Origin of the sequence: Pigmentiphaga sp., assembly GCF_019689535.1 — a bacterium.
Classification (GTDB): domain Bacteria; phylum Pseudomonadota; class Gammaproteobacteria; order Burkholderiales; family Burkholderiaceae_B; genus Pigmentiphaga.
Window position 1 is genome coordinate 1 of sequence record NZ_JADGHH010000028.1, and the last position, 24,730, is coordinate 24,730.

20 protein-coding genes, 1 other RNA gene and 1 pseudogene are annotated in these 24,730 nt (G+C 65.8%); 21 read left to right on the plus strand and 1 reads right to left on the minus strand.

Annotated elements, in window-relative coordinates; translation table 11 throughout:
* The 20 genes and pseudogenes from IRZ12_RS04130 to lpxC form a co-directional block, all read left to right on the plus strand.
* A partial coding sequence (locus IRZ12_RS04130) for an amidohydrolase (protein ID WP_296464521.1) occupies positions 1–933 on the plus strand: 933 nt, incomplete at its 5' end.
* Between the two features lie 101 nt (positions 934–1,034).
* Positions 1,035–2,090, plus strand: coding sequence for a dihydroorotase (gene pyrC, locus IRZ12_RS04135; RefSeq protein WP_296464524.1), 1,056 nt, complete (start codon positions 1,035–1,037; stop codon positions 2,088–2,090).
* Between the two features lie 143 nt (positions 2,091–2,233).
* Positions 2,234–2,878 (plus strand): annotated as a pseudogene (locus IRZ12_RS04140) (DUF3025 domain-containing protein); the annotation flags it as partial.
* 38 nt (positions 2,879–2,916) lie between these two features.
* Positions 2,917–3,334, plus strand: an RNA gene (rnpB, locus tag IRZ12_RS04145) — RNase P RNA component class A.
* Between the two features lie 374 nt (positions 3,335–3,708).
* Positions 3,709–4,137 (plus strand): division/cell wall cluster transcriptional repressor MraZ, encoded by a 429-nt coding sequence (mraZ, locus tag IRZ12_RS04150; protein ID WP_296464529.1) that lies wholly within the window; start codon positions 3,709–3,711, stop codon positions 4,135–4,137.
* Positions 4,138–4,156: 19 nt separating this feature from the next.
* Complete coding sequence (rsmH, locus tag IRZ12_RS04155; protein ID WP_296464532.1) at positions 4,157–5,203, plus strand: 16S rRNA (cytosine(1402)-N(4))-methyltransferase RsmH; 1,047 nt, start codon at positions 4,157–4,159, stop codon at positions 5,201–5,203.
* 9 nt (positions 5,204–5,212) lie between these two features.
* Positions 5,213–5,563: a cell division protein FtsL gene (ftsL, locus tag IRZ12_RS04160; RefSeq protein ID WP_363322225.1), complete on the plus strand. Its 351-nt coding sequence runs from the start codon at positions 5,213–5,215 to the stop codon at positions 5,561–5,563.
* Entirely contained in the window at positions 5,560–7,293 is a 1,734-nt protein-coding gene (locus tag IRZ12_RS04165) for a penicillin-binding protein 2 (protein ID WP_296464534.1), read from the plus strand. The genes ftsL and IRZ12_RS04165 overlap by 4 nt, the downstream gene beginning before the upstream one ends.
* A 23-nt stretch (positions 7,294–7,316) precedes the next feature.
* Positions 7,317–10,259 carry a bifunctional UDP-N-acetylmuramoyl-L-alanyl-D-glutamate--2,6-diaminopimelate ligase MurE/UDP-N-acetylmuramoyl-tripeptide--D-alanyl-D-alanine ligase MurF gene (murF, locus tag IRZ12_RS04170; RefSeq protein ID WP_296464537.1) on the plus strand — a complete coding sequence of 981 codons (2,943 nt, stop codon included), beginning with the start codon at positions 7,317–7,319 and terminating at the stop codon, positions 10,257–10,259.
* Complete coding sequence (gene mraY / locus IRZ12_RS04175; protein ID WP_296464540.1) at positions 10,249–11,418, plus strand: phospho-N-acetylmuramoyl-pentapeptide-transferase; 1,170 nt, start codon at positions 10,249–10,251, stop codon at positions 11,416–11,418. Before murF ends, mraY begins: the two co-directional genes overlap by 11 nt.
* A gap of 28 nt (positions 11,419–11,446) precedes the next feature.
* On the plus strand, positions 11,447–12,985 hold the full coding sequence (murD, locus tag IRZ12_RS04180) for a UDP-N-acetylmuramoyl-L-alanine--D-glutamate ligase (protein WP_296464543.1): 1,539 nt from the start codon (positions 11,447–11,449) through the stop codon (positions 12,983–12,985).
* A 1-nt stretch (position 12,986) separates the two neighbouring features.
* Complete coding sequence (ftsW, locus tag IRZ12_RS04185) at positions 12,987–14,180, plus strand: putative lipid II flippase FtsW (RefSeq protein ID WP_296464546.1); 1,194 nt, start codon at positions 12,987–12,989, stop codon at positions 14,178–14,180.
* Positions 14,177–15,298, plus strand: coding sequence for an undecaprenyldiphospho-muramoylpentapeptide beta-N-acetylglucosaminyltransferase (gene murG / locus IRZ12_RS04190; protein ID WP_296464549.1), 1,122 nt, complete (start codon positions 14,177–14,179; stop codon positions 15,296–15,298). The genes ftsW and murG overlap by 4 nt, the downstream gene beginning before the upstream one ends.
* 5 nt (positions 15,299–15,303) lie before the next feature.
* The gene (gene murC / locus IRZ12_RS04195) at positions 15,304–16,743 is read left to right on the plus strand and encodes a UDP-N-acetylmuramate--L-alanine ligase (RefSeq protein WP_296464551.1); all 1,440 of its coding nucleotides are present in this window, start codon (positions 15,304–15,306) and stop codon (positions 16,741–16,743) included.
* Positions 16,740–17,684, plus strand: coding sequence for a D-alanine--D-alanine ligase (locus IRZ12_RS04200; protein WP_296464554.1), 945 nt, complete (start codon positions 16,740–16,742; stop codon positions 17,682–17,684). The genes murC and IRZ12_RS04200 overlap by 4 nt, the downstream gene beginning before the upstream one ends.
* Positions 17,685–17,704: 20 nt before the next feature.
* Positions 17,705–18,520: a cell division protein FtsQ/DivIB gene (locus tag IRZ12_RS04205; RefSeq protein WP_296464557.1), complete on the plus strand. Its 816-nt coding sequence runs from the start codon at positions 17,705–17,707 to the stop codon at positions 18,518–18,520.
* The gene (gene ftsA, locus IRZ12_RS04210; RefSeq protein WP_296464559.1) at positions 18,517–19,749 is read left to right on the plus strand and encodes a cell division protein FtsA; all 1,233 of its coding nucleotides are present in this window, start codon (positions 18,517–18,519) and stop codon (positions 19,747–19,749) included. The genes IRZ12_RS04205 and ftsA overlap by 4 nt, the downstream gene beginning before the upstream one ends.
* A 321-nt stretch (positions 19,750–20,070) precedes the next feature.
* Complete coding sequence (gene ftsZ, locus IRZ12_RS04215; protein ID WP_296464563.1) at positions 20,071–21,246, plus strand: cell division protein FtsZ; 1,176 nt, start codon at positions 20,071–20,073, stop codon at positions 21,244–21,246.
* Between the two features lie 253 nt (positions 21,247–21,499).
* The gene (locus IRZ12_RS04220; RefSeq protein ID WP_296464566.1) at positions 21,500–22,003 is read left to right on the plus strand and encodes a peroxiredoxin; all 504 of its coding nucleotides are present in this window, start codon (positions 21,500–21,502) and stop codon (positions 22,001–22,003) included.
* 180 nt (positions 22,004–22,183) lie between these two features.
* Positions 22,184–23,107 (plus strand): UDP-3-O-acyl-N-acetylglucosamine deacetylase, encoded by a 924-nt coding sequence (gene lpxC / locus IRZ12_RS04225; RefSeq protein ID WP_296464569.1) that lies wholly within the window; start codon positions 22,184–22,186, stop codon positions 23,105–23,107.
* Between the two features lie 36 nt (positions 23,108–23,143).
* Here lpxC and IRZ12_RS04230 read toward each other — a convergent pair whose 3' ends face one another.
* Entirely contained in the window at positions 23,144–23,665 is a 522-nt protein-coding gene (locus IRZ12_RS04230) for a DciA family protein (RefSeq protein WP_296464572.1), read from the minus strand.
* A gap of 90 nt (positions 23,666–23,755) precedes the next feature.
* Between IRZ12_RS04230 and IRZ12_RS04235 the strand changes: the two genes are divergently transcribed.
* On the plus strand, positions 23,756–24,718 hold the full coding sequence (locus IRZ12_RS04235) for a M23 family metallopeptidase (protein ID WP_296464575.1): 963 nt from the start codon (positions 23,756–23,758) through the stop codon (positions 24,716–24,718).
* Positions 24,719–24,730 lie beyond the last annotated feature (12 nt).

Genomic DNA, 24,730 nt, shown 5'->3' on the forward strand with positions numbered 1-24,730 from the left:
AGCGAGGACAACGCCTTCGACCACCGGTCGAGCCGGCCTGGGTTGATGCACGGCTGCGGACATGACGGCCATACCGCAATCCTGCTGGGCGTGGCCCGGTACTTGGCCAAGACGCGCAATTTCGACGGCACGGCGGTGTTGATTTTCCAGCCGGCCGAAGAAGGCTTGGGCGGGGCCCGCGCCATGATCGAAGATGGCCTGTTCGAGATCTTCCCTTGTAACGAAATTTACGCGCTTCACAACTGGCCGGCTTTGCCGGCAGGCAAGGTGGGCATCAATCCCGGGCCCATGATGGCCGCATCGGACCGCTTTGAGATCGTCATCGAAGGGCGCGGCGGCCATGGCGCCCATCCTTACCTGACCATCGATCCCATCGTGGCGGCGGGGCAGATCATCACGGCTACGCAGTCCATCGTGGCGCGCAACGTGAATCCGCTTGATTCGGCCGTCGTGTCCATCTGCTCGGTACAGGCCGGCAACCCCGGCGCGATGAGCGTCATCCCGCGCGAAGCCCGGTTGGTGGGCACCGTGCGGACCTTCCGCCGCACGGTGCAAGAGATGATCGAGAATCGCTTGCGCGAGCTGTCTTCCTCGATCGCAGCCGCCTTTGGCGCCACCGCGACGCTGACCTACGAGCGCATTTATCCGGCGACGATCAATACCCCCCGCGAGGCGAACTTCGTCGCGGACGTGGCGAGCGCCATCCTCGGCAAGGAAAACGTCATCCGCGATTTGACGCCCTCGATGGGCGCCGAGGACTTCTCGCTCATGCTGCAGGGCCGGCCGGGCGCGTATTTCCGGCTCGGGCAGGGGGGCGCGGAGAGCGGCTGCATCCTGCATAGCAGCAGCTACGATTTCAACGACTCGGTGATCCCGATCGGTGCGGGCATCCTGGCGGCGATCGTCGAGCGGAGCATGCCGGTCGTCGATTGAGGCGGGCGCGCCTCCATCCCTTAAAATGAAATGACCGGGCCGACGCGGGTGCGGCGTTCGCGCCCGAAGGCAGGCCGTCCCGACAAGCAGTGGCCGCATCCATGACTATTTCCACCCTCACCATCACCCGCCCTGACGATTGGCATTTGCACCTGCGCGACGGCGAAGCGCTCGAGGCCGTCGTCGGGCATTCGGCGCGCCAGTTCGCCCGAGCCATCGTCATGCCGAACCTCAAGCCACCGGTCACGACGACCGAGCAGGCATTGGCGTACCGCGAACGCATCTTGGCGGCGCTGCGCAAGGGCGGCGCGCAAGCCTCTTCGTTCACGCCGTTGATGACGCTTTACCTGACCGACAACACGGACCCAGAGGAAATCCTCCGCGCGCGCGATTCCGGAGCGGTTCATGCTGTCAAGCTTTATCCTGCGGGGGCGACCACGAATTCGGACGCCGGCGTGACTGACTTGCTCGGCCGCTGCGCCAGGGTGCTGGAAACCATGGAAAAGGTCGGCATGCCGCTGCTGGCGCATGGCGAAGTCACCGACCCGGCGATCGACGTGTTCGACCGCGAGAAGGTGTTCATCGATCGCGTGATGATGCCGCTGCGCCGCGCGTTCCCAGCGCTGAAGGTGGTGTTCGAGCACATCACCACGGCCGATGCCGCGCAATACGTACGCGATGCGGAGGGACCGATCGCGGCAACCATCACGCCCCAGCACCTGCTCTACAACCGCAATGCCCTGTTCCAGGGCGGGATGCGTCCCCACTGGTATTGCCTGCCCGTGCTCAAGCGCGAGACCCACCGCCAGGCCCTGGTGGAGGTCGCCACCAGTGGCAACCCGCGCTTTTTCCTCGGCACGGACAGCGCGCCGCACGCGCGGGGCCTGAAAGAGCACGCCTGCGGCTGCGCCGGATGCTTTACCGGCCTGCACGCGATGGCGCTTTATGCCACGGCCTTCGAAGCCGCCGGCAAATTGGATGCGCTGGAAGCATTCGCGAGCTTTCATGGACCGGATTTCTACGGTCTGCCGCGCAATACCGGCACGCTTCGGCTGGAGCGGGAAGCATTCAGCATCCCAGATGAGTTGCCTTTCGGCCAGCAAACCATCGTGCCGCTCGCCGGCGGGGAGACGCTGCCATGGCGGGTGTCGACCTGACGGCCATTGATTGGGGGCAGCCCTGGTTCGCCGCGATCGCGCACAAGGGCGAGTTGCTGGCGCCCGCTGGCGACGAGCCCCTGTGCGATCGGCTGAACCGGCTCTTGACGGCAGGCGAGCCGGGCGGCGACCCGAGGGGGCGCATGAGGTTGGCCTCGGGCAAGGCGCTCGTTTTCGTGCCGCCTTCCGACCTGCCCGAGGGGCGGGCCTACGAAACCCACATCTATCAAACCGGACGGGTGCCGACGCGGGACAACCTGCACGACCTCTTCAACGGATTGGTGTGGTTTGCCTTTCCACAGATCAAGGCAAGGTTGAATGCGTTGCAGGCGCGCGCGCTGAAAAAAACGGCCGACGCTTCGGCCGGCCGCGGGGCGCTGCGCGATGCGGTGACGATTTTCGACGAGAACGGGCTCGTGCTGGCCTGCTCCAATGACGACTTGGCCCAGGCGCTGCGTCGCTTCGACTGGCGCACGCTGTTCGTCGAGCGCCGTACCGCGACGCTGATGCAGACCGAGCCCTGGGTGGTCGGGCACGGCCTGCTTGAAAAGCTGGTCCGACCCTACAAGTCCATCACCGCGCACACCCTCATCATTCCGGTCGACGACTCGTATTTCCGGGCGTCGCCCCACCAGCGCAGGGCAACCATCGACCGATTGGTGGCGGACTGGCTGGAAAACTGGCCTTTCTTCAATACGCGCGACCTCTGCCCCCTGCCGGTGTTGGGGCTGCCTGGCTGGTGGCCCGAAAACACGACGCCGGCCTTTTACGACGATACGGAAGTCTTCCGCCCGGGCCGCCCCGGCCACCGTTATAATAACGAAGCAGAGCAGATCAGGCAGTCGCGGCGCCTCCGGCGCCGAGGAAGGTCCGGACTCCGCAGGACAGGATGGCGGCTAACAGCCGTCCGGCGATCGCCGGGCACGCGAGTGCGCGGCGCGAAGCCGAGGAATAGGGCCACAGAGACGAGTCTGCAGAGAGGGCGGGGCGCGAGCTCCGCTCCGGCACGGCCACTCCGTGCCGTTCGCGCGGCCTGGCCGCGGCGAGTCGCTGCAGGGTGAAACGCGGCAACCTCCATCCGGAGCAACACCAAATAGGCATGCGCGCGGCCTTGCGCCGCACAGGGCGGTCCGTCCGAGCATGCGGGTAGGTGGCTTGAGCCGTTCGGCAACGGACGGCCTAGAGGAATGACTGCCCGCGGGGCAACCCGTGTACAGAATCCGGCCTATCGATCTGCTTTGCCTTGTTTCGGCGTTCCAGGGCATCTCCGACGGATATACATCAACTTCCGTGCGCGGATTCGGCGTGAATGAGTACGCCGGGGCCTGCGCCCGCCTCCTTCCCCCTCCCGGGCTGTTCTCCCCTCTCTTTCTTTGCTCGCTTTTTGTTACGTTCTTGCGCCCCGCCGCGGTGCAACCGGTGTTCTTCAGACCCTACCTTCACTTTACCTTCCAATGTCCTGATTTTTCGGAATATTTCGCAATATGGATGTTGAGGAAGTGCGGCTAAGTCCTTGTTACTAATGAAAAAATCGGCTTGGGCCGGCTTGACCCCGCTTAGTCCCTCCTTTAGAGTGGGAAATAGTAGAATTTTGTGCAAAAAAGTGGGGTGACGGGTCGTGTTTCAGGGCAGCAGCGCGCTCACGCTCGATGCGAAGGGAAGGGTCTCGATCCCTACCCGGTATCGTGACGCGCTGATCGCCCAGGCCGAAGGCCGCCTGACGCTGACCCGCCATCCCGACGGTTGCCTTCTGATCTACCCCCGTCCCATCTGGGAGGAGAAGCGCGAACAGATCGCCGCATTTCCGATGCAGGCGCGCGCGCTGCAACGGCTGCTGTTGGGCAACGCCCAGGACGTGGAGCTCGATAACGCGGGCCGCATCCTGATCGCTCCCGAACTGCGTGCCGCGGCTTCGCTGAGCCGCGACGTCATGCTGCTCGGTCTCGGTGCGCACTTCGAGCTGTGGGACGCTGCCGTTTTGGCCCAGCGCGAGCAGGAAATGCTGGCGCAAGGCATGCCCGAAGTTCTGAACCAGTTTTCTTTCTGACGCCGTGACGACCCCATTCATGCATCGGCCCGTGTTGTTGGAGCCGACGATAGACGCGTTGGCCGTACCTGCCGACGGCGTGGGCGCCGGGGTGTGGGTCGACGCGACTTTCGGCCGGGGAGGGCATTCAGGCGCCCTGCTCGCGCGGCTGGGGCCGGAGGCGCGCCTGGTGGTCTTCGACAAGGATCCCCAGGCGATCGAAGCGGCCCGTGCGCTGGCCGAGCGCGATGCGCGCGTCACGGTCGTACATGCTGGTTTTGGCGCGTTGGCGGAGGAGCTCTCCAGGCTAGGGATCGACCGGATCGCCGGCCTGATGATGGATTTGGGTATTTCTTCGCCGCAAATCGACGACGCGGAGCGCGGATTTTCTTTCATGCGCGACGGCCCGCTCGATATGCGGATGGACACCACGCGCGGCGAGACCGCCGCGCAATGGCTCGCTCACGCGAGCGTAGACGAAATGCGAGAGGTCATAGCACGCTATGGTGAAGAACGGTTTGCTTTCCAGATTGCAAAGGCGATTGCAGTTAGCCGCGAGAAACGGCCTATCACGACCACAGGCGAGCTTGCCGACATCGTGGCTGGCGCCGTCCGCACGAGGGAAAAGGGCCAGCATCCTGCGACCCGCACCTTTCAAGCTATACGGATTCACCTCAATCAGGAGCTTGAGGAGCTCCCGCGCGCGCTAGCCGCCGCGCTCGAATTCCTGGTCCCCGGCGGGAGGTTGGCCGTGATCAGCTTCCATTCGCTGGAGGACCGCATCGTCAAGCAATTCATCGCTGCCGCGTCGCGGCCCGGCGCCGAGACCGCCCGGTTGCCGCTGCGCGAGAGCGAGCGGCCGCAGCCGGTGTTGGTTTCGGTCGGCCGCGTCCTGCCCAGTGAAGAGGAGATCCAGCAAAACCCGCGCGCCCGTTCCGCAGTGCTGCGCGTGGCTGAACGCACGCACGTAGCCTTGCCGGCCGAAGGCGGCAAGGCGTTCCTGAAAGCCCCCGACGTGCCGTCCGGCCGTCGGCGCGCTTCGACCCGGACGCGCACGCCGCGCGCCCACTTCCTCGCTTGCGCATAGGTGGCCGGCATGGGGCGCCTGCTCTTCGTCCTGACGGCCGCCTTGGTAGGCTGCGCGTTGTCGCTGGTCAGCAGCCAGTACAAAGCGCGCAGTCTCTTCGTGGAGCTCGAGCGTGCCCAGGCTGCGGCGCGCGACCTCGACGTGGAATGGCGGCGGCTGCAGCTCGAGCAGACCGATCACGCGAAACACGCCCTGATCGATAAGGTGGCCCGCACCACGCTGAAGATGGAGCCGGTCACGCCTGCCCGCACGATCTACCTGGCGCAGTCGCGCGACGGCCAGGGCGGTCCGGCCTTGCTGCCCTACGGGCCTCCTGGCGTTCCCGTACCCGCCAAGTCTCCCGCGAGAGGTGCACGATGAAGCGCGTGCGTTTTTCGTCCGAGAACCCGGTCCTGAGCCTGAAATTGCCCGCGTGGCGGTCCCGCTTCGTCCTCTTCCTGCTTTTTGCTGGTTTTGCAGTGCTGGTGCTGCGCGCCTTGTATCTGCAAGGGCTTTCGAATGAATTTCTGCAAAAGCAGGGCGAGTCGCGCTACGCGCGTACGCTGGTCTTGCCGGCGTCCCGGGGAAAGATCACCGACCGCAACGGGGTGGTGGTGGCCTCCAGCATTCCGGCGCGCGCGGTATGGGCGATTCCCGAAGACGTCAAGGCACCCCCGGCCAAGCTGGCCGAGCTCGCCAAGCTGCTGGACACGCCGCTGCGGGACCTGCAGCGCAAGCTTGCCAACGAAGACAAGACCTTCGTTTACTTGAAGCGCCAGGTTCCGGTCGAGATTGCCGAGAAGGTGGCGGCGCTGGGCATCGATGGCATCCACCAGCAGCGCGAGACCCTGCGCTATTACCCCGAGGGCGAAGTGCTCGGCCATGTGCTGGGTTTCACCAACGTCGAGGATCGCGGGCAGGAAGGAATCGAGCTGGCCTACAATGCTCAATTGGCAGGCCGTCCTGGCAGCCGCCGGGTCATCAAGGACCGCCTGGGAAGGGTAGTCGAGGACGTACAGGCGGTACGTGCACCGGCCAACGGTCACGACCTGACCTTGTCCATTGATACCCGGGTGCAGTACTTAGTGTTTTCGCAGTTGCAAGAAGCAGTCGAGCGCCACAAGGCCAAGGGCGGCGCCGCCATCGTGGTGGATACGCGCACCGGGGAGATCCTTGCCTTGGCCAATCTGCCCACATACAACCCGAACCAGCGCGAGACGCTGACCGGGCCCCGCCTGCGAAACCGCGCGCTGACAGACACCTTCGAACCCGGCTCTACCATCAAGCCATTCTCGATCGCGTTGGCGCTGGACCTCGGGCGGGTGCAGCCGAACACCGTCGTCGACACCGGCAACGGCCGGATGAATTTTTACGGGCGCACCATTAGCGACACCCACGGCTACGGCAAGCTGGACGTGGCGGGCGTGGTGCAGAAGTCGAGCAACATCGGCACCACGCTGATTTCGCAGCGCCTGGAAAGCAAAGAGATGTGGGAGAAGTACACCGAGCTCGGCCTGGGCCAGGTTCCCAAGCTCGACTTTCCCGGTGCGGTGGCGGGGCGGCTGCGTCCCTATGAAAAGTGGAAGCCCATCGAGAAAGCCACCATGTCCTATGGCTACGGCTTGTCGGTCTCGCTGGTGCAACTGGCGCAAGCCTATACCGTGTTTGCGCGGGACGGCGACACGGTTCCGCTGACCTTCTTGAAGACTGATCGCCCGGCCCCGGGCACGCGCGTTTTCTCGCCCAAGACGGCGCGCACCATGAGGCAGATGCTGGAAGCGGTGGTCGGCCCCGGCGGCACGGCCGCACAGGCCCAGGTCATGGGCTACCGGGTGGCCGGCAAGACGGGCACGGCGCGCAAGATCGTCAATGGCGTGTACGTCACCAAGTATGTCGCCTCGTTCGCTGGGTTCGCTCCGGTTTCCAACCCACGCATCGTGGTGGCGGTTATGATCGACGAACCCTCTGCCGGCAGCATTTACGGCGGCGCGGTGGCCGGGCCGGTGTTCTCCAAGATCACCGGCGGGACGCTGCGCATACTCGGCGTGGAGCCCGATGCACCGTTCAAATCGCTGGTGATTCCCGAGCATCCCCTGGAGGACAGCCTGTGACGCCGGCGACGTCTACTGCCTCCATGGTCCTTGACTGGCTGCACGGCCGCGCCTCGCCGGGCTCGCACCTGCGCCTGGATTCCCGGGCGGTGCAGGCGGGCGACGTTTTCCTCGCTTATGTCGGTGCGCGCAGCGACGGCCGCGATTTCATTGGCCAGGCGCTCGAGCGCGGCGCCGGCGCGATCGTCTTCGACGACGTGGACCCCGGGCGGACCGCGGTGCTCTTGCAGACCCTGGCGGATAAAGGCGTTCCGGGTTTGCCGGCAGCTGGCCTCAAGCCCGCGCTTGGCGCCATTGCCTCGGGCTGGTACGGCGAGCCTTCGCGCGAGATGCGCGTCATCGCCGTGACCGGTACCAACGGCAAGACCTCCTGCGCGCAGTGGATCGCCCGTGCCTTGACGGAAGGGGGCATGCCCTGCGGCGCCATCGGAACGCTGGGCATACAAATACCGGGCGCAGACGGCGGCTCGCGCTCACTGTCTACCGGCCTGACCACGCCCGACGCCGTGGCGCTGCATCGCGCCCTGGCCGACATGCGGCGCGACGGGGTGGAGGCAGTTGCCATCGAGGCGTCTTCCATCGGTATCGCCGAAGGCCGCCTCGACGGCTTGCACATCGACATCGCCGTGTTTACCAATCTGACGCGCGATCATCTCGACTACCACGGCGACATGGCGGCCTATGAGGCGGAAAAGGCCAAGCTCTTTGCGTGGGAGGGCGTATCCGCCGCCGTCGTGAACCGCGACGACGAGGCGGGCAGGCGGTTGATCCAAGCACTGCGCGCGCGCGGTACGCCGGCGGCACTGACCGAATATGCCCTCGGGGATGTTCCGGCCGACGAGGGCGGGCGCGCGCTCGTGGCCTCCGACCTGCACGCCACCAGCCATGGGATGGTGTTCACGCTGACGTGGCAAGGGCAGTCGGTGCAGATCTCGACGCCGCTGCTCGGCGCCCACAACGTGTCCAATCTATTGGCGGTGGGGGGGGTGCTCTTGGAGCTGGGCTGGAGCGTGCAGCGCGTATCGGCGGCGCTGTCGTCGGCCCAACCGGCTCCGGGCCGGCTGCAGGCCGTGGCAGCCCCGGGACGCCTTCCGGGTGAGGGCGGACCGTTGGTGGTCGTTGATTATGCGCACACACCGGATGCCCTGGCACGCGCGCTGGAAGCGTTGGCGCCCGTCGCCCAAGCCCGCGGCGGACGCCGGATCTGCGTGTTCGGATGCGGCGGCGACCGCGATCCAGGCAAGCGCCCGCAGATGGCGCAGGCGGCGTGCGAGCATGCCGATATCGTGGTGGTGACCAGCGACAACCCCCGCAGCGAGTTGCCCCAGTCCATCATCGACCAGATCCTGGCGGGCGTGCCGGCGGGGCGAGCGGTGTCGTCCGACCCGGACCGGGCGCGCGCCATCCGCGACGCCGTGCGCCGCGCCCGTCCGGAGGACGTGATCCTGCTGGCGGGCAAGGGGCATGAGTCCTATCAGGAAGTCGGGGGCGTGCGCCATCCATTCTCGGACGTCGAACAGGCGGCGCTGGCCTTGGCTGCGTATTGCGCCGATCCCGTCGAGACTGGCTTGATGACGCTGGCTGACGCCGCCCGTGCCATGCGCGGCGTGGTGCACGGGAATGCCGGTGCCGACGGCGTCGTATTCAGCGGCGTCGGCACCGATTCCCGCAACGTTATGCCGGGCGAGCTGTTCGTGGCGTTGAGCGGCGAGCGCTTCGATGGTCACGCGTACGTGCGGGCCGCAGGTGAGGCGGGAGCCGTCGCGGCGGTGGTGCAGCGCCCCGTGCAGGACGCAGGCCTGCCGCAGGTCGTGGTGGCCGACACCCGCCGGGCGCTAGGCGACTTGGCGGCCGCATGGCGCAGCCGTTTTTCGATTCCGGTGGTGGGCGTGACCGGTAGCAACGGCAAGACGACCACCAAGGAAATGATCGCCGCGATTTTCGCGGCGCGCTACGGCGAGCCGCAGCGCCTTGCCACGCAAGGCAATTTGAACAACGACATCGGGGTCCCGCTCACGATCATGCGGCTGCGCGACGCCCATCGCAGCGCCGTGGTCGAGCTGGGCATGAATCACCCCGGGGAGATTGCCGAGTTGGCGCGCATCGCCGCGCCTACGGTGGCGCTCGTGAACAATGCCCAACGTGAGCATCAGGAATTCATGCACACCGTGGAGGCAGTTGCACGCGAGAACGGAGCCGTCATCTCGGCGCTCGCTGCCGACGGTGTGGCAGTGTTCCCCGGCGACGACGCCTACACCTCGATCTGGGCCGAGCTCGCGGGCTCCCGGCGGTGCCTGCGTTTCGGCCTGGTCGGAGACGTCGAGGTCAGCGCGCGGGATATTCGCCCCGAGCCTTTCGCGACCCGTTTCGTGCTCTGCACGCCGGATGGCGAGGCTGAGGTCACCTTGGCGGCAGCCGGCATGCACAACGTGCGCAATGCCCTCGCCGCGGCTGCGTGCGCGCTCGGCGCGGGCGTGGACCTGCCGCACGTCGCCCGCGGCCTGGCGGATTTTGCGCCGGTCAAGGGACGCATGCAGCGCCATCGCCTGCCCGGCGGTGCACTGCTGATCGACGATACGTACAACGCCAACCCCGATTCGGTGCGCGCTGCGATCGACGTGCTGGCCTCCCTGCCCGGGCCGCGCGCCCTCGTGTTGGGTGACATGGGAGAGGTGGGAGACCAGGGGCCGGCCATGCACGCGGAAGTCGGGGCCTACGCGAAAGAGCGGGGCATCGATGCGCTATTCGCCCTGGGCGAGGCGACCCGCGCCACCGCGCAGGCGTTTGGCAGCGGCAGTTTGCATGCGGATGGGGTCGAGCAGCTGGCTTCGGCCGTCATGGCGATTCAGCCGGCATCCGTATTGGTGAAGGGCTCGCGCTTCATGCGCATGGAGCGGGTGGTGCAGGCATTGCAGGCCGGCCGCTCGTCGGATCATTCTTCTATTGGTAATAAGCATGCTGCTTGAACTGGCCCAATGGTTGTCCGAGGACTACCGGGCTTTCTCGGTGTTCAACTACATCACGCTGCGCGCAGTGCTTGCGTGCGCGACGGCGTTGCTCATCGGACTGATCTCCGGGCCGGCGGTCATCCGCAAGTTGACGGCGCTCAAGATCGGCCAGGCCGTGCGCAGCTACGGCCCAGAATCGCACCTGATCAAGAATGGCACGCCCACCATGGGCGGGGCGCTCATCCTCATCGCCATCGGCGTTTCCACGCTGCTGTGGGCCGACTGGAGCAACCGCTTCGTCTGGGTCGTGCTGCTGGTGACGTTCGGCTTCGGCTGGATAGGGTGGTCTGACGACTACCGCAAGGTGGTGCGCCGCGATCCAGAAGGGATGCCGGCGCGCGAGAAGTTTTTCTGGCAGACGCTGATTGGGCTGGTGGCATCGGTTTACCTGGCGTTCGCCATATCGGCTCCCGATGCCGCCGGGACATGGAAGCTGCTGGTGGACTGGGTCACGGGCGGCTTCGGTTATCACCTCCCCGAGCGCGCCGACCTCATCGTGCCGTTCTTCAAGAGCGTGAGCTATCCCTTGGGCGTGATCGGCTTCATCGCACTGACTTGGGCCGTAATCGTCGGAAGCAGCAATGCGGTGAACCTCACCGACGGCCTCGACGGGCTGGCCATCATGCCCACCGTGCTGGTGGGAACGGCGCTCGGCGTATTCGCATACGTGGTCGGCCGCGTGGACTACTCCAAGTACCTGCTCTTCCCGTACATCCCGGGCGCTTCGGAGCTCATGGTGATCTGCGCCGCGATCGGTGGCGCAGGGCTGGCGTTCCTGTGGTTCAACGCCTACCCCGCGCAGGTGTTCATGGGCGACGTGGGCGCGCTCGCACTCGGCGGCGCGCTCGGGACGATCGCCGTGATCGTGCGGCAGGAGATCGTGCTCTTCATCATGGGCGGTGTGTTCGTGGTGGAGACCCTGTCGGTCATCTTGCAGGTGAGTTGGTTCAAGTACACCAAGAAGCGTTACGGCGAGGGCCGGCGCATATTCAAGATGGCGCCGCTGCATCACCATTTCGAGGTCAGCGGCTGGAAAGAAACCCAGGTCGTCGTCCGGTTCTGGATCATCACCATGATGCTGGTGCTGATCGGGCTGGCGACGTTGAAGTTGCGTTAATCGTCAAGTGTCAGGCGTATCGTTGAACATGGAAGCCCCTGTCGAGTCCGTCGCGCAAGCGCCGTTCACCCTGGTCCTGGGCCTGGGGGAAACGGGCTCGGCCGTCGTGCGCTGGTGCGCCCGGTCCGGTGGGCGGATGCGCGTGGTCGATTCGCGCGCCGCGCCGGCAGGGGTCGACGCGCTGCGCGAGGTCGCGCAGCACGCGGAGTTTCGCTTGGGGGGCGCGGCGCTGCGCGAGCGCGACGGCGAACCGAGTTTTGATCCGGAACTGCTTGATGGCATCGAACGGGTGGTGATCAGCCCGGGGCTGTCGCCCCGCTCGGCGCCGGCACGCGAACTCGTCGAGGCCGCACGCGAGCGCGGCATACCGGTGATCGGTGAGATCGAGCTGTTCGCGCAGGCGCTCGCGGATCTTTCGGTCACGCGTGCCTACTCCCCGCACGTGCTTGCCGTGACCGGCACCAACGGCAAGACGACGGTGTCCGCGCTGGCCGGCCGCCTCATCGAGGCCGCGGGCCGCTCCGTGGGCGTGGCCGGCAACATCGGTCCGGCTGCGTTGACCGCTTTGATGGCGGCGCTGGAAGAGGACAGGCTGCCGGAGGTCTGGGTGCTGGAGCTCTCCAGCTTCCAGCTGGAAACGACGCACTCGCTCAAACCCCATGCCGGCGTCGTGTTGAACCTCACCCAGGACCACCTGGATTGGCACGGCGACATGCAAGCCTATGGCGCGGCCAAGGCCAAGCTCTTGGCTGCCTCGGCCGTAACCATTGTCAACCGGGACGATCCTGCCGTGGCGAAGATGGTCGAGCGCTTGGATGGCGAGCATGTCCGCAGTTTTGGGCGCGACGCGCCGGTCTCGACGGGCGACCTCGGCCTGGATCACAGCCATGGCGTCGCATGGCTCGCCGAATCTGCGCCGGACGACTTCGAGTCGCCTCCCGCCAAGCGCAAGAAAGGGGTGCCCGTGACGCGGCCCCAAGGGCGCCTGAACCGCCTGATGCCGGTCGATGCACTGCACATACGCGGCATGCACAACGCCTTGAACGCCCAGGCAGCGTTGCTCTTGGCCCGCAGCTTGGGGCTGCCGTGGGCGCCGCTGCTGCGGGCGCTGGGCGAGTATCGCGGCGAGCCGCACCGCGTGGAGTTCGTGCGCAGCATCGCGGGCGTGGACTTCTATGACGACAGCAAGGGCACCAACGTCGGCGCTACCGTGGCAGCCCTGGAGGGGCTTGGGCAGCGCTGCGTGCTCATAGCGGGCGGCGTGGGCAAAGGGCAGGATTTCTCGCCGCTGGCCCGTGCCGCGGCGCTGCACGCCCGCGCCGTGGTGCTGATCGGGCGGGACGCGCCGGCCATGGCCGAGGCGCTGGGCAGCGCGGGCGTGCCGCTGGTCCAGTGCGAGGACATGGCGGCGGCCGTGACGGCAGCCCTGGATCGCGCCGAGCCGGGCGATGCCGTCTTGCTCTCGCCGGCCTGCGCAAGTTTCGACATGTTCCGCGACTACAAGCATCGTGCCGACGTGTTCGTCGACGCCGTGCACACGCTCGCGGCGGACCGGGGGGAGGTGTGAGGTGAGCCTGTTCTCCGAACTGACCGGAAGCGTCAATGCCGTGCGGCCGAGCCGCACGCGCATGCTGAACTACGATGCGGCGCTCGTGGCATCCGCGATCGCCTTGCTGCTGCTCGGCCTGGTCATGGTGTATTCGGCGTCCGTCGCGCTGCCCGATTCCCCCAAGTTCGCGAACTACGGCAACTATCACTTCCTCATCCGCCACGCGGCTTATCTGGCGCTCGGCGTCATCGTGGCCGCCGCCACGTTCACGATCCGCATGGACGTGTGGCAGAAGTTTTCCATGACCATTTTCGGCGGCGCGTTGCTGCTGCTGATATTGGTGCTCATCCCTGGCATCGGCAAGGAAGTGAACGGCTCGCACCGTTGGCTGCCCTTGGGCTTCGTCAACTTCCAGCCTTCCGAACTGATGAAGCTGGCGGTGCTGGTCTACGCAGCCGATTACACGGTGCGCAAGCAGGCTTACATGCAGAATTTCGTGCGAGGCTTCCTGCCCATGGCCGCGGCCATGGCAACCACCGGGGTACTGTTGCTGCTAGAGCCGGACCTCGGTGCATTCGTCGTCATCGTCGCGATCTCGATGGGCATCTTGTTCCTCGGCGGCATCAACGGCAAGTTGTTCGGCGGCCTGACGGCCGTGCTGGTGTCGACCTTCCTGTTGCTGATCTGGGCCGCACCGTGGCGCCGCGAGCGGCTGTTCGCCTATCTCGACCCGTGGTCCGAAGCCAACGCGCTCGGCAAGGCCTATCAGTTGTCGCATTCCCTGATCGCTTTCGGGCGGGGCGAATGGTTCGGCGTCGGCCTGGGCGCCAGCGTGGAAAAGCTGCACTATCTGCCGGAAGCCCACACCGATTTCCTGCTTGCCGTCATCGGCGAGGAGCTGGGCTTCGTGGGCGTATTGGCCGTCATCCTGCTCTTCTTCGTCATCGTGCGCCGCGGCTTCGAGATCGGGCGCCAGGCGATCGCCATGGACCGGGTGTTCAGCGGCCTCGTGGCCAAAGGGGTGGCCTTGTGGATAGGCGTGCAGGCGCTGATCAACATGGGCGTCAACCTCGGCCTCTTGCCCACCAAGGGGCTGACGCTGCCGTTCATGAGCTTCGGCGGCTCCAGCATCATCGCCAGCTTGGCCGCGCTCGCCGTGCTGATGCGCGTGGATTACGAGAACCGGATACTGATGCGGGGAGGGCGCCTATGAACGCTCTTCCGCTGCAGGCCAAGCGTGTACAGGAAGAAGCGCGGACGCTGGCCGCCGCGTCCCGCACGCTCATGGTGATGGCCGGCGGGACCGGCGGGCACATCATGCCCGGGCTTGCCGTGGCCGGCGCACTGCGGGCCCGTGGCTGGAACGTCGTGTGGATGGGCAATCCCGACGCCATGGAAGGGCGGCTCGTTCCCCAGCATGGCATTCCCATCGCGCCGGTGCGTTTTTCCGGCGTGCGTGGCAAGGGTCCCGCCACGTTGCTCAAACTCCCCTTCACCTTGGCGAGGGCAGCCGCGCAGGCATGGAGCGGCCTGCGCCGGTACCGGCCGGACGTGGTGCTCGGCATGGGCGGGTATGTGGCCCTGCCCGGCGGCCTGATGGCGCGCCTGCTCGGCACGCCGCTGGTGGTGCACGAACAGAATTCCGTCGCCGGCATGACCAACCGCGTGCTGGCGCGGTGGGCGAACCGGGTGTTGACGGCATTCCCCGGTGCGCTGCCGGGCGAGTTGACCGGCAACCCCGTGCGCCCGGAAGTGGCCGCGGTGGCACCGCCCGAGGAGCGCTTCGCCGGCCGCCAGGGGCCATTGCGCCTGCTGGTCGTGGGCGGCAGCCTGGGCGCACAGGCGCTCAACGAGGTCGTGCCGCGGGCCGTGGCCGCCTTGCCGCCGGACCAAAGGCCGCAGGTGGTGCACCAGGCCGGCGAAAAACACATCGAAGCACTGCGGGCGGCTTATGCCTCTGCAGGCGTCGAGGCGGACTGCCGGGCGTTCATCGCCGACATGGCAAGCGCTTATGCCGATGCGGACCTGGTGATCTGCCGTTCGGGCGCGATGACGGTGGCCGAAGTCTGCGCGGCGGGGGTCGCCGCGCTGTTCGTCCCGTTCCCGCACGCGGTGGACGATCACCAGACGACCAATGCGAAATATTTGAGCGATGCGCAGGCCGGATGGCTGCAGCCGCAGTCGGCCTTGACGGCTGCATGGCTAGCCGGTTGGCTGCGCCAACGCAATCGGGCCGAATTGGCCGAAACTGCTGCCCGCGCGCGAGCGCTCGCGCATCCGCACGCGACGGAGCGGATCGCAGACATTTGCGAGGCGGCGGTGCGACGCTGAACATCATGAGACATCGAATCAGGAACATCCATTTCGTCGGCATCGGGGGCTCGGGCATGAGCGGCATCGCAGAGGTGCTGCTCAACCTGGGCTACCGCATCAGTGGTTCCGACCTCGCCGACACCGCGACGACCCGCCGCCTGGCTGCGCTGGGCGCCCGCATCATGCAGGGGCACAGCGCCGAAAACATCGAGGGCGCGGACGCCATCGTCACCTCCACGGCGGTGGCTGGCAACAATCCGGAGGTGATCGCGGCCCGCAACAAGCGCATCCCGGTGGTGCCGCGCGCCGTCATGCTGGCCGAGCTGATGCGCCTGAAGCGCGGCATCGCGGTGGCGGGCACCCACGGCAAGACAACGACGACCAGCCTGATCGCCAGCGTGCTGGCGGCGGGAGGCCTGGACCCGACCTTCGTCATCGGCGGCCGGCTCAACTCCGCGGGCGCCAACGCCAAGCTGGGGCAGGGCGAATTCATCGTGGTGGAGGCCGACGAATCGGATGCGTCGTTCCTGAATCTGTTGCCCGTCATGTCGGTTATCACGAACATCGATGCGGATCACATGGACACATACGGCCACGACTTCGCACGGCTCAAGAGCGCATTCGTCGAATTCACGCAGCGCATGCCGTTCTACGGCACGGCAGTCCTGTGCATCGACGACGCCAACGTGAGGGAGATCCTGCCTTTCGTGTCGCGCCCGGTAACGACTTACGGCCTGGGCGCCGATGCGCAAGTGCGGGCCGTGGACGTGCGCGCGGACGGGCCGCGCATGTGCTTCACCGCCCTGAGGCGCGACCGGCAAGTGGAACTGCCCCCGCTGGACATCGTGCTGAATCTGCCCGGCGAGCACAACGTGCGTAACGCACTGGCCGCCATCGCGGTTGCCACCGAGCTGGGCGTATCCGATGACGCGATACGCGAAGCGCTGTCGTCCTTCCATGGCGTGAACCGGCGCTTCACGCACGTGGGCGTGTTCCCCGTCTCGGCCGAACACGGCGGGGGGAGCTTCACGCTGATCGACGACTACGGACACCATCCGGTGGAAATGGCGGCCACGCTTGCCGCCGCCCGTGGCGCGTATCCCAATCAGCGCATCGTGTTGGCTTTCCAGCCGCATCGTTACACACGCACACGGGATTGCTTCGAGGATTTCGTCAAAGTGCTGGGAACGGCCGACGCGTTATTGCTGGCGGAGGTGTATGCGGCCGGCGAGCCGCCCATCGTGGCGGCGGACGGACGGTCCCTGGCTCGTGCCGTGCGCGTGGCGGGACGGGTCGAGCCGGTGTTCGTCGAGGACATCGCCGACATGCCGCAGGCCATCGTCGATTTCGCGCGCGACGGCGACGTCGTCATCACCATGGGCGCCGGCTCCATCGGCAACATGCCGGCCAGGATCGGGGCAATGTTCGCCGCGACATCGAATCAGGAAAGGACACATCAATGAGCGCGCAGTTTGGCAAAGTCGGAGTTTTGTACGGCGGCAAATCCGCCGAGCGCGAGGTGTCCATCATGTCCGGCACCGGCGTGCACCAGGCGTTGCGCAGCGCCGGCGTCGACGCGCATCTTTTCGATACGGGCGTGCGTTCGCTGGCGGAGCTCGCCGAAGAGCGTTTCGACCGGGTATTCATCGCGCTGCACGGCCGCTATGGCGAAGACGGAACCATGCAAGGCGCGCTTGAATTGCTGAAGGTGCCTTATACCGGCAGCGGGCCGCTTGCCTCTGCACTGGCCATGGACAAGACCATGACCAAGCGCATCTGGATGAACGAAGGACTGCCCACGCCCCGCTTCGAAGTACTGGATCGGCAAAGCGACCTGTTGGCGGTTGCCGCCAAGCTCGGGCTGCCCTTGATCGTCAAGCCGCCCCACGAAGGCTCCACCATAGGCGTGACCAAGGTGGAAGACGGGGACGCCATGCGTGCCGCCTACGAGCTCGCGGCCGAGTACGACGAGCAGGTGTTGGCCGAGGCGTTCGTGCAAGGGCGCGAGCTGACGGTGGCCATCCTCGGCTCGGGTGCGCAGGCGCGCGCATTGCCCGTGGTGGAGATCGTGGCCCCCGAAGGCAATTACGACTACGAACACAAATACTTTACGGACGATACCCGCTATCTGTGCCCGGCTCCGCTGCCCGAGGACGTGACGCGCCGCGTCCAGGAGATCAGCGAGGCGGCGTACCGCGCGCTGGGATGCGAGGGATGGGGGCGCGTCGACGTGATGCTCGATGCCGATAATCAACCGTATTTGTTGGAGGTCAATACATCGCCCGGCATGACCGGCCATTCCCTGGTGCCCATGGCGGCCGCCGCCAGCGGCATGAGCTACGAAGCCTTGTGCGTGGAAATCCTGCGGGGTGCACGCTGCAAGATTTCCGGCCGGCCTTCGTAAGCGCTTGAATCGGACACTCTGTGTGGAACGACGCCCGAACCCTGAACCTGATCGCCAATACCCTGTACCTCGCCGCGGCGATGGTGCTGGGGGCGTGCGCGCTGGTGTGGCTGGCGCAGCGGCCGGTGTTCGCATTGCAGGCGATATGGATCGAAGCCGAGGACGGCACGCTCCAGCACGTGACGCCGGCGAGCGTGCACGCCACCATCTCCGGCCGGCTGATGGGCAACTTTTTTACTGCGGACCTGGAGCAGGTCCGGCAGGTGTTCGAGACCGTGCCTTGGGTGCGCCAGGCCTCCGTGCGGCGGCAGTGGCCCCATTCGCTGGTCGTGACCATCCAGGAGCATCAGACGCTCGGGATATGGAACGAGAACCGGCTGCTGAATACGTACGGCGAGTCGTTCACCGCCAATTTGGGCGAAGCCGAGGACGACCGGGAGCTGCCGGTATTCGGCGGGCCGGACGGCTCGGAGAAGCTCGTGGCCCAGCGCTATGCGGAACTGCTGCGTTGGTTCGCGCCGGTCAAGCTCGAACCGCGACGAGTCGTGCTCACGCCGCGCTATGCGTGGCAAGTGCAGCTCTCGAACGGCGCCGTGATCGACCTGGGGCGCGAGCCGACCACGGCGCCGGGCGGCGAGACGGCTTCGCTCGAGGCGCGCGTGCAGCGCTTCGTGCAGGCGATCCCTGTCATCGAAGCGCGCATCGGCCGCGTGGAGCACGCGGACCTGCGCTATCCGAACGGGTTCGCGGTCACCACCGCCAAGCCGGCCGGCGGCGCCGACTCCCTTACCAGGAAACCTGCATCAACCATGCAACCTAACCGAAAAAGACCATGACTCGTGAAACCAAGGATCTGATCGTGGCCCTCGACATCGGCACCAGCAAAGTGGTGGCGGTGGTGGCCGAGATGCTGCCTGAGGGGCGCTTCGAAGTGCTCGGTCTGGGGCAGCATGAGTCGCGCGGCATGCGCAAGGGCGTGGTCGTCAACATCGAAACCACGGTGAACTCCATCCAGCGGGCGCTGGAGGAGGCCGAGCTCATGGCCGACTGCAAGATCCGCGACGTGTTCACGGGCATTGCCGGTAGCCACATCCGCAGCTTCAATTCCAGCGGCATGGTGGCGATCAAAGACAAGGAAGTCACCGCCGCCGACGTGGCACGCGTCATCGAAACGGCCAAGGCGATCAACATCCCGACCGACCAGCAAGTCCTCCACGTGCTGACGCAGGAATTCATCGTCGACGGGCAGGAAGACATCCGTGAGCCGATAGGGATGAGCGGCATCCGCCTGGAAGTGCGCGTGCACATCGTCACGGGGGCGGTCAGCGCGGCGCAGAACATCGTCAAGTGCGTGCGCCGCTGCGGCCTGGAAGTGCAGGACCTGATACTGCAGCCCCTCGCCTCGAGCCTTGCCTGCCTGACCCCGGACGAGAAGGAGCTGGGCGTGGCGCTCGTGGACATCGGGGGCGGCACGACCGACATCGCCATCTTTACGGGCGGCGCGATACGCCATACCGCGGTCATCCCCATCGCCGGCGACCAGATCACCGGCGACATTGCCGCCGCGCTGCGCACGCCCACGCCCGATGCAGAAGAAATCAAGCTGCGCTATGGCGTGGCCAAGCAGGTGCTCGCCAGCCCGGACGATCGCATCGAGGTGCCTGGCCTGGGAGACCGGGGGCCGCGCCAGCTGTCGCGCCAGGCACTGGGTGCCGTGATCGAGCCGCGCGTGGAGGAGTTGTTCACCTTCGTGCAACAGGTGATCCGCGAGTCGGGCTACGACGAGCTGCTGTCGTCGGGCATCGTGCTGACGGGCGGCACGTCGCAGATGCCAGGCATCGTGGAGCTGGCGGAAGACATTTTCCTGAAACCCGTGCGGCTGGGCGTTCCCGAGTATTCCGGCAGCCTGGCGGACGTGGTTCGCAGCCCGCGCTTCTCCACCGTGATGGGTTTGCTGGCCGAAGCCCGCATGCAGCGCATGCGCGGCCGCAAGGCGGCGCAGCAGACGGGAAATGTGTCACAGATTTTCGCTCGTATGAAAGAGTGGTTTTTGGGGAATTTTTGACGCGATGCCCCGTCGCATACGTTCTTTGACACTGTGCAGTCCTTCGAGTCCAACGTTTTTCTTGAAGTAGTGCCTGTTCTTTGAACCATGTTGCGTAGGTCGGTACCGGTCATCGCAAGCTGGCCGGGGCAGTTCAAGTTCTTTGTTTTTTGTAGTTCGTCTTCAACTCTTTTTGTTTTGAGTCTAGGAGGTGCGTGACCGGGGAAGGTGAAACGTGAAGCGCGATCCCATGGCGGGGTCCTTGGTCGATTCAGCCCGATCACATTTCACATTTCACATTTTCCAGCCGCCACCAAAACGCCAGACACTCCGGAGGTTCCTATGAAATTCGAAATGCTAGACACCGATTCCCGCGGGACGGTCATCAAGGTGGTGGGCGTGGGCGGCGCGGGCGGTAATGCCGTCGCTCACATGATCCGCCGTGGCGTGCAAGGCGTGGACTTCATCTGCGCCAACACGGACGCCCAGGCGCTCGCCCACACCAATGCGCCGGTCCAGATCCGTCTGGGCCGCAGCGGGTTGGGCGCCGGCGCCAAGCCCGAGCAAGGGCGCGCCGCTGCCGAGACCGCTCGCGAAGAAATCCGTGATGCCCTGCAGGGCGCCCACATGGTGTTTATCACCGCGGGCATGGGCGGCGGTACCGGCACGGGGGCCGGCCCAGTGGTGGCGGAAGTCGCCAAGGAGCTCGGCATCCTGACGGTGGCCGTGGTGACCAAGCCCTTTCATTTCGAAGGCGCCAAGCGCATGCGCATGGCCGAGGAAGGCATCGAGGCGCTGTCGCAGCACGTGCATTCGTTGATCGTCGTGCTCAACGAAAACCTGTACGAGCTGCTCGGCGAGGATGCGACGCAGGAAGACTGCTTCAAGGCCGCTGACGACGTACTGCACAACGCTTGCGCGGGCATCGCCGAGATCATCAACGTGGACGGTAACGTCAACGTCGACTTCGAAGACGTCAAGACGATCATGAGCGAGCAGGGCAAGGCCATGATGGGCACGGCCATCGCGAGCGGCGTGGACCGCGCGCGCGTGGCGGCCGAGCAGGCCATCGCGTGCCCGCTGCTGGAGGGCATCGACCTGAACGGCGCCCGCGGCGTGCTGGTGAACATCACCGCGAGCCGTTCGCTGAAGATGCGCGAAACCCGCGAGATCATGGACACCATCCGCAGCTATGCCGCGGAAGATGCAACCGTGATCTTCGGCGTGGCGTATGACGATGCGATGGGCGAAGACCTGCGCGTGACCGTGGTCGCCACGGGCCTGGGCCGCAATAAGGTCAAGCCGCAACTGGTGCAGAATGCCATGCCCCAATTGCGCACCGGAACCGACAACGTTCCCGCCTACAACGCCATGGTTGGCAACACCAACTACCATGACTACGACACGCCCACGGTCTTCCGCAATCCGCGCGATGCTTCCATGCGCGTGCAGGCCTTGGAAAGCTCGGGCATGGATCACCTGGACATCCCGGCGTTCCTGCGCAAGCAAGCCGACTGAAGGCGAAAGGCTGATACGACCACCGGAGGCGCGGTCGTCGTTCATCCAATGGACTAGGCCGCGGAGGTGCGGGCGGGCATGGCGTTGCGGTGCCCCCCGCACTTTCGCTTTCAAGCCCGGGGTGCGTTAGGCGGTACGGTTGCCGCCGGACACTTTTTTTGCCCGCTGGTCGTCCATGGACGGGCGTTCGCGTCCTATACTGCCTTTCCGGTGTTTCTTTCCCGTTCTCACCCAAATAACAAGGAGTCCTCCCATGACCATCAAAGTAGGCGATCGAGTCCCCGATGGCACCCTGACCGAGTTCATCGCGGTAGAAACCGAGGGCTGCTCGCTCGGGCCGAACGCATTCCAGGTGGCGGATCTGGTCAAAGGCAAAAAGATTGCGGTGTTCGCCGTGCCGGGTGCCTTCACGCCCACTTGCTCGGCCAAGCACGTGCCCAGTTACCTGCAGCATCACGACGCGCTCAAGGCCAAAGGCGTGGATGAGATCTGGTGCGTGGCCACCAACGATGCCTTTGTCATGGGGGCGTGGGCGAAGGAGCAGGGCAGCCAGGGCAAGATCCGCATGATGGCCGACGGTTCGGCCAAGTGGACTAAGGCATTGGGCCTGGAACTGGACCTGACCGAGCGCGGCATGGGCATCCGCTCGCAGCGTTACTCCATGCTGTTGGACGATGGCGTGGTCAAGCTGCTGAACATCGAGGCACCCGGCAAATACGAAGTCAGCGACGCCGAGACGCTGCTCAACCAGCTGTAAATCTAGCCGCTGTCACGTCGCTTCCCCGCTGTCTCCGCGGCGGGCTTGCTTTCCTAGGCGGTGCCCCAGGGGTGCTCCGCCCATGGGAGGCGCGGTTCTTGCGGGAGACGGTTCTGTTTCCCGCCGCCGACCTAGGTCGGAGCCGCTACAATATAGTATTAACCCGGATACCTCGCCGCCATGCTTTGCCAGCGAACCATACGAAGCGTCACCCGCACGACCGGGGTCGGACTGCATTCCGGCCGGCGAGTGGAAATCACGCTGCGTCCGGCCGCGGTCAATACGGGCATCGTCTTCCATCGCATCGATTTTCCCGAGCCGGTCGACCTGCCCGCTTCGGCCATGGCCATTGGCGATACCCGCATGGCATCAGTGCTGCAGAAAGGGGACGTCCGCGTATCGACTGTCGAGCACCTGATGTCCGCCTGCGCGGGCCTGGGCATCGACAACCTGCACGTAGACCTCACCGCCGAGGAAGTCCCCATCATGGATGGGAGCGCTGGCACCTTCGTGTTCTTGCTGCAATCGGCGGGCATCGAGGAGCAGAACGCCCCCAAGGAGTTCATCCGGGTCTTGAAGCCCGTCGAAGTGCGGGAAGGCGAGGGGGCTTCGGCCAAGTGGGCGCGGCTGGAACCGTATGACGGGTTCGCGCTCGCGTTCTCCATCGATTTTCACCATCCAGCCATCGACGCCACTTCCAATTTCGCCGAGATCGATTTCGCGCGGCATTCCTACATCAAGGAAATCGCCCGGGCGCGGACCTTCGGTTTCATGCAGGACGTCGAGAACCTGCGCGCCGCCGGCCTGGCCCGGGGCGGCAGCTTGGACAACGCGATCGTGATGGACGAATACCGGGTCTTGAACAACGACGGCCTGCGTTACGAAGACGAGTTCGTCAAGCACAAGATCCTGGACGCGATCGGGGATCTCTACTTGGTCGGCAAGCCGCTGATCGCGCGCTACGTGGCCCACAAGTCCGGCCACGGCCTGAACAACCAGCTCGCGCGGACGCTGCTGGCGCAGCGCGACGCCTGGGAAATCGCGACTTTCGAATCCAAGGCGGCCGCGCCGCTCGCCTTTCGCGAAGACTGGGTCACGGCCTGACCCCACCATTGCGGGCGGAGGCTCGGCCCGCGTCGGTCAGCCGGGCGGGGGCTCGTTCTTGAGCAGTTTGGCCACCGCATCGGCCAGCGGGCCGGCACGTAACCGCCCATGGAGCTCCGCGAAGGCTTTCCGGGCCTGCTCGGAGAATTCGCGGGGCGGAGCCGGGGGCGTCGCCGATGCGGGTTCTCCCTCGGACAGCCGGGTAAGCGTTGCTTGAACGCGGACGGTGATTCCGTTAACCTGCCAGCCTTGCCTTTCCAAGGCTGCGACCAGCCGGGGCGCCAACTGGCGCAATTTGGCCGAATGCGTCGCGGCAGGCACACCTAGGGTCAGGTTGCCCTCTTCGAACCGAAGCACGTGGCACGACTCGCCCAGCGGGGCCGGAAGGGTATCGCGTACCAAACGTTCCAAGTCCATCAGGCGCCGGGCCGTGCCCAAAAGGCTTGCTCCCTTGCCGTCGCGCCCGAGGCATGCCAGCGCAGCGGTCTCCTGCGCGGGATCGGTGTAGGTCTGTTTACGCCGCCTGGTCGTCGGGTTGGCGGGTCGATTGCGAAACATGTCGAGGACGAAACCCCAGAAGTATTGGGATTGATCAAAAGGAAACGGGGCGCCGAGCAAGGCGCGTCTTTACTGCAGGAGGCACGTTCCGTGCAGATCATCATAGTGCATCCGCGTCTGTCCGAGGCCCGGACGCTGGCGCTGACCCCCAGGCTGATTGCTGGGATGATCGCGGTAGTCGTTGCCGTCGTGGTCATGGGAGCCCTGCTCCTGCACGCCGTGATATCCGGATTCTCTCAGTCGCCGGATGGCGAAACGACGTTGGCCCAGCAAAAGCGGGAGGAAGCCCGTCAACAGGCCGTCATGCGGGAGCACCTGAACTTGCTCGCCAAGCGGGTGGGCGAGATGCAGGCCAAGCTCATGCAGCTCGATGCCCTGGGCGAGCGGGTGGCGGGATTGGCCGGCGTGACGCCCGCGTTTTCCGCCAAGGGGGTGCCCGGCCGAGGCGGCCTGCTGGTTTCGTCCCAAGCCATGTCGCCGCAGGACGTGAGCTCGGAGCTCGACAAGCTCGAGGCCCAGCTGAAGGAACGGGCGGATTACCTCAGCGTGCTCGATGCCCAGCTCACCACGCTGTCGGTGCGCAAGGCCATGACCCCCACCGCGATGCCTGTATCCCAAGGGTTTAACAGTTCGTCTTTCGGTTGGCGCGTCGATCCCTTCACCGGCACCCGCTCCCTGCACGAGGGCGTGGATTTCGTGGCTCCGGTCGGAACGCCGATCGTCGCGGCGGCCGGCGGCGTGGTGCAGGTTGCGGAATACCACCGGGGATACGGCTACATGATCGACATCGATCATGGCAACGACCTGGTCACCCGCTATGCCCACGCCTCCAAGCTACTGGTCAAGCCCGGGGACTTGGTCAAGCGCGGGCAGCGCATTGCTCTGGTCGGCAGCACCGGGCGTTCCACGGGCTCGCACCTGCACTTCGAGGTGCGGGTGGGCGGCGTGGCCGTCAATCCCAACAATTTCCTGGCCCACGGCCCGGGCAAGAAGCCCGTCGAGCAGTTCTCCAAGGTCGTCACGTTGCCGTCGCCAGACGGAGCGCTGGACTAGGGCCGCTTCGGC

Excerpts from the sequence above, each read along its gene's own strand:
- murF (WP_296464537.1), top strand. The coding sequence starts at position 7,317 with ATGGTCCTTGACTGGCTGCACGGCCGCGCCTCGCCGGGCTCGCACCTG.
- lpxC (WP_296464569.1), top strand. The coding sequence starts at position 22,184 with ATGCTTTGCCAGCGAACCATACGAAGCGTCACCCGCACGACCGGGGTC.
- IRZ12_RS04220 (WP_296464566.1), top strand. The coding sequence starts at position 21,500 with ATGACCATCAAAGTAGGCGATCGAGTCCCCGATGGCACCCTGACCGAG.
- rsmH (WP_296464532.1), top strand. The coding sequence starts at position 4,157 with ATGCATCGGCCCGTGTTGTTGGAGCCGACGATAGACGCGTTGGCCGTA.
- ftsL (WP_363322225.1), top strand. The coding sequence starts at position 5,213 with ATGGGGCGCCTGCTCTTCGTCCTGACGGCCGCCTTGGTAGGCTGCGCG.
- IRZ12_RS04200 (WP_296464554.1), top strand. The coding sequence starts at position 16,740 with ATGAGCGCGCAGTTTGGCAAAGTCGGAGTTTTGTACGGCGGCAAATCC.
- ftsZ (WP_296464563.1), top strand. The coding sequence starts at position 20,071 with ATGAAATTCGAAATGCTAGACACCGATTCCCGCGGGACGGTCATCAAG.
- pyrC (WP_296464524.1), top strand. The coding sequence starts at position 1,035 with ATGACTATTTCCACCCTCACCATCACCCGCCCTGACGATTGGCATTTG.
- mraY (WP_296464540.1), top strand. The coding sequence starts at position 10,249 with ATGCTGCTTGAACTGGCCCAATGGTTGTCCGAGGACTACCGGGCTTTC.
- murG (WP_296464549.1), top strand. The coding sequence starts at position 14,177 with ATGAACGCTCTTCCGCTGCAGGCCAAGCGTGTACAGGAAGAAGCGCGG.
- ftsA (WP_296464559.1), top strand. The coding sequence starts at position 18,517 with ATGACTCGTGAAACCAAGGATCTGATCGTGGCCCTCGACATCGGCACC.
- murC (WP_296464551.1), top strand. The coding sequence starts at position 15,304 with ATGAGACATCGAATCAGGAACATCCATTTCGTCGGCATCGGGGGCTCG.
- IRZ12_RS04230 (WP_296464572.1), bottom strand. The coding sequence starts at position 23,665 with ATGTTTCGCAATCGACCCGCCAACCCGACGACCAGGCGGCGTAAACAG.
- IRZ12_RS04165 (WP_296464534.1), top strand. The coding sequence starts at position 5,560 with ATGAAGCGCGTGCGTTTTTCGTCCGAGAACCCGGTCCTGAGCCTGAAA.
- murD (WP_296464543.1), top strand. The coding sequence starts at position 11,447 with ATGGAAGCCCCTGTCGAGTCCGTCGCGCAAGCGCCGTTCACCCTGGTC.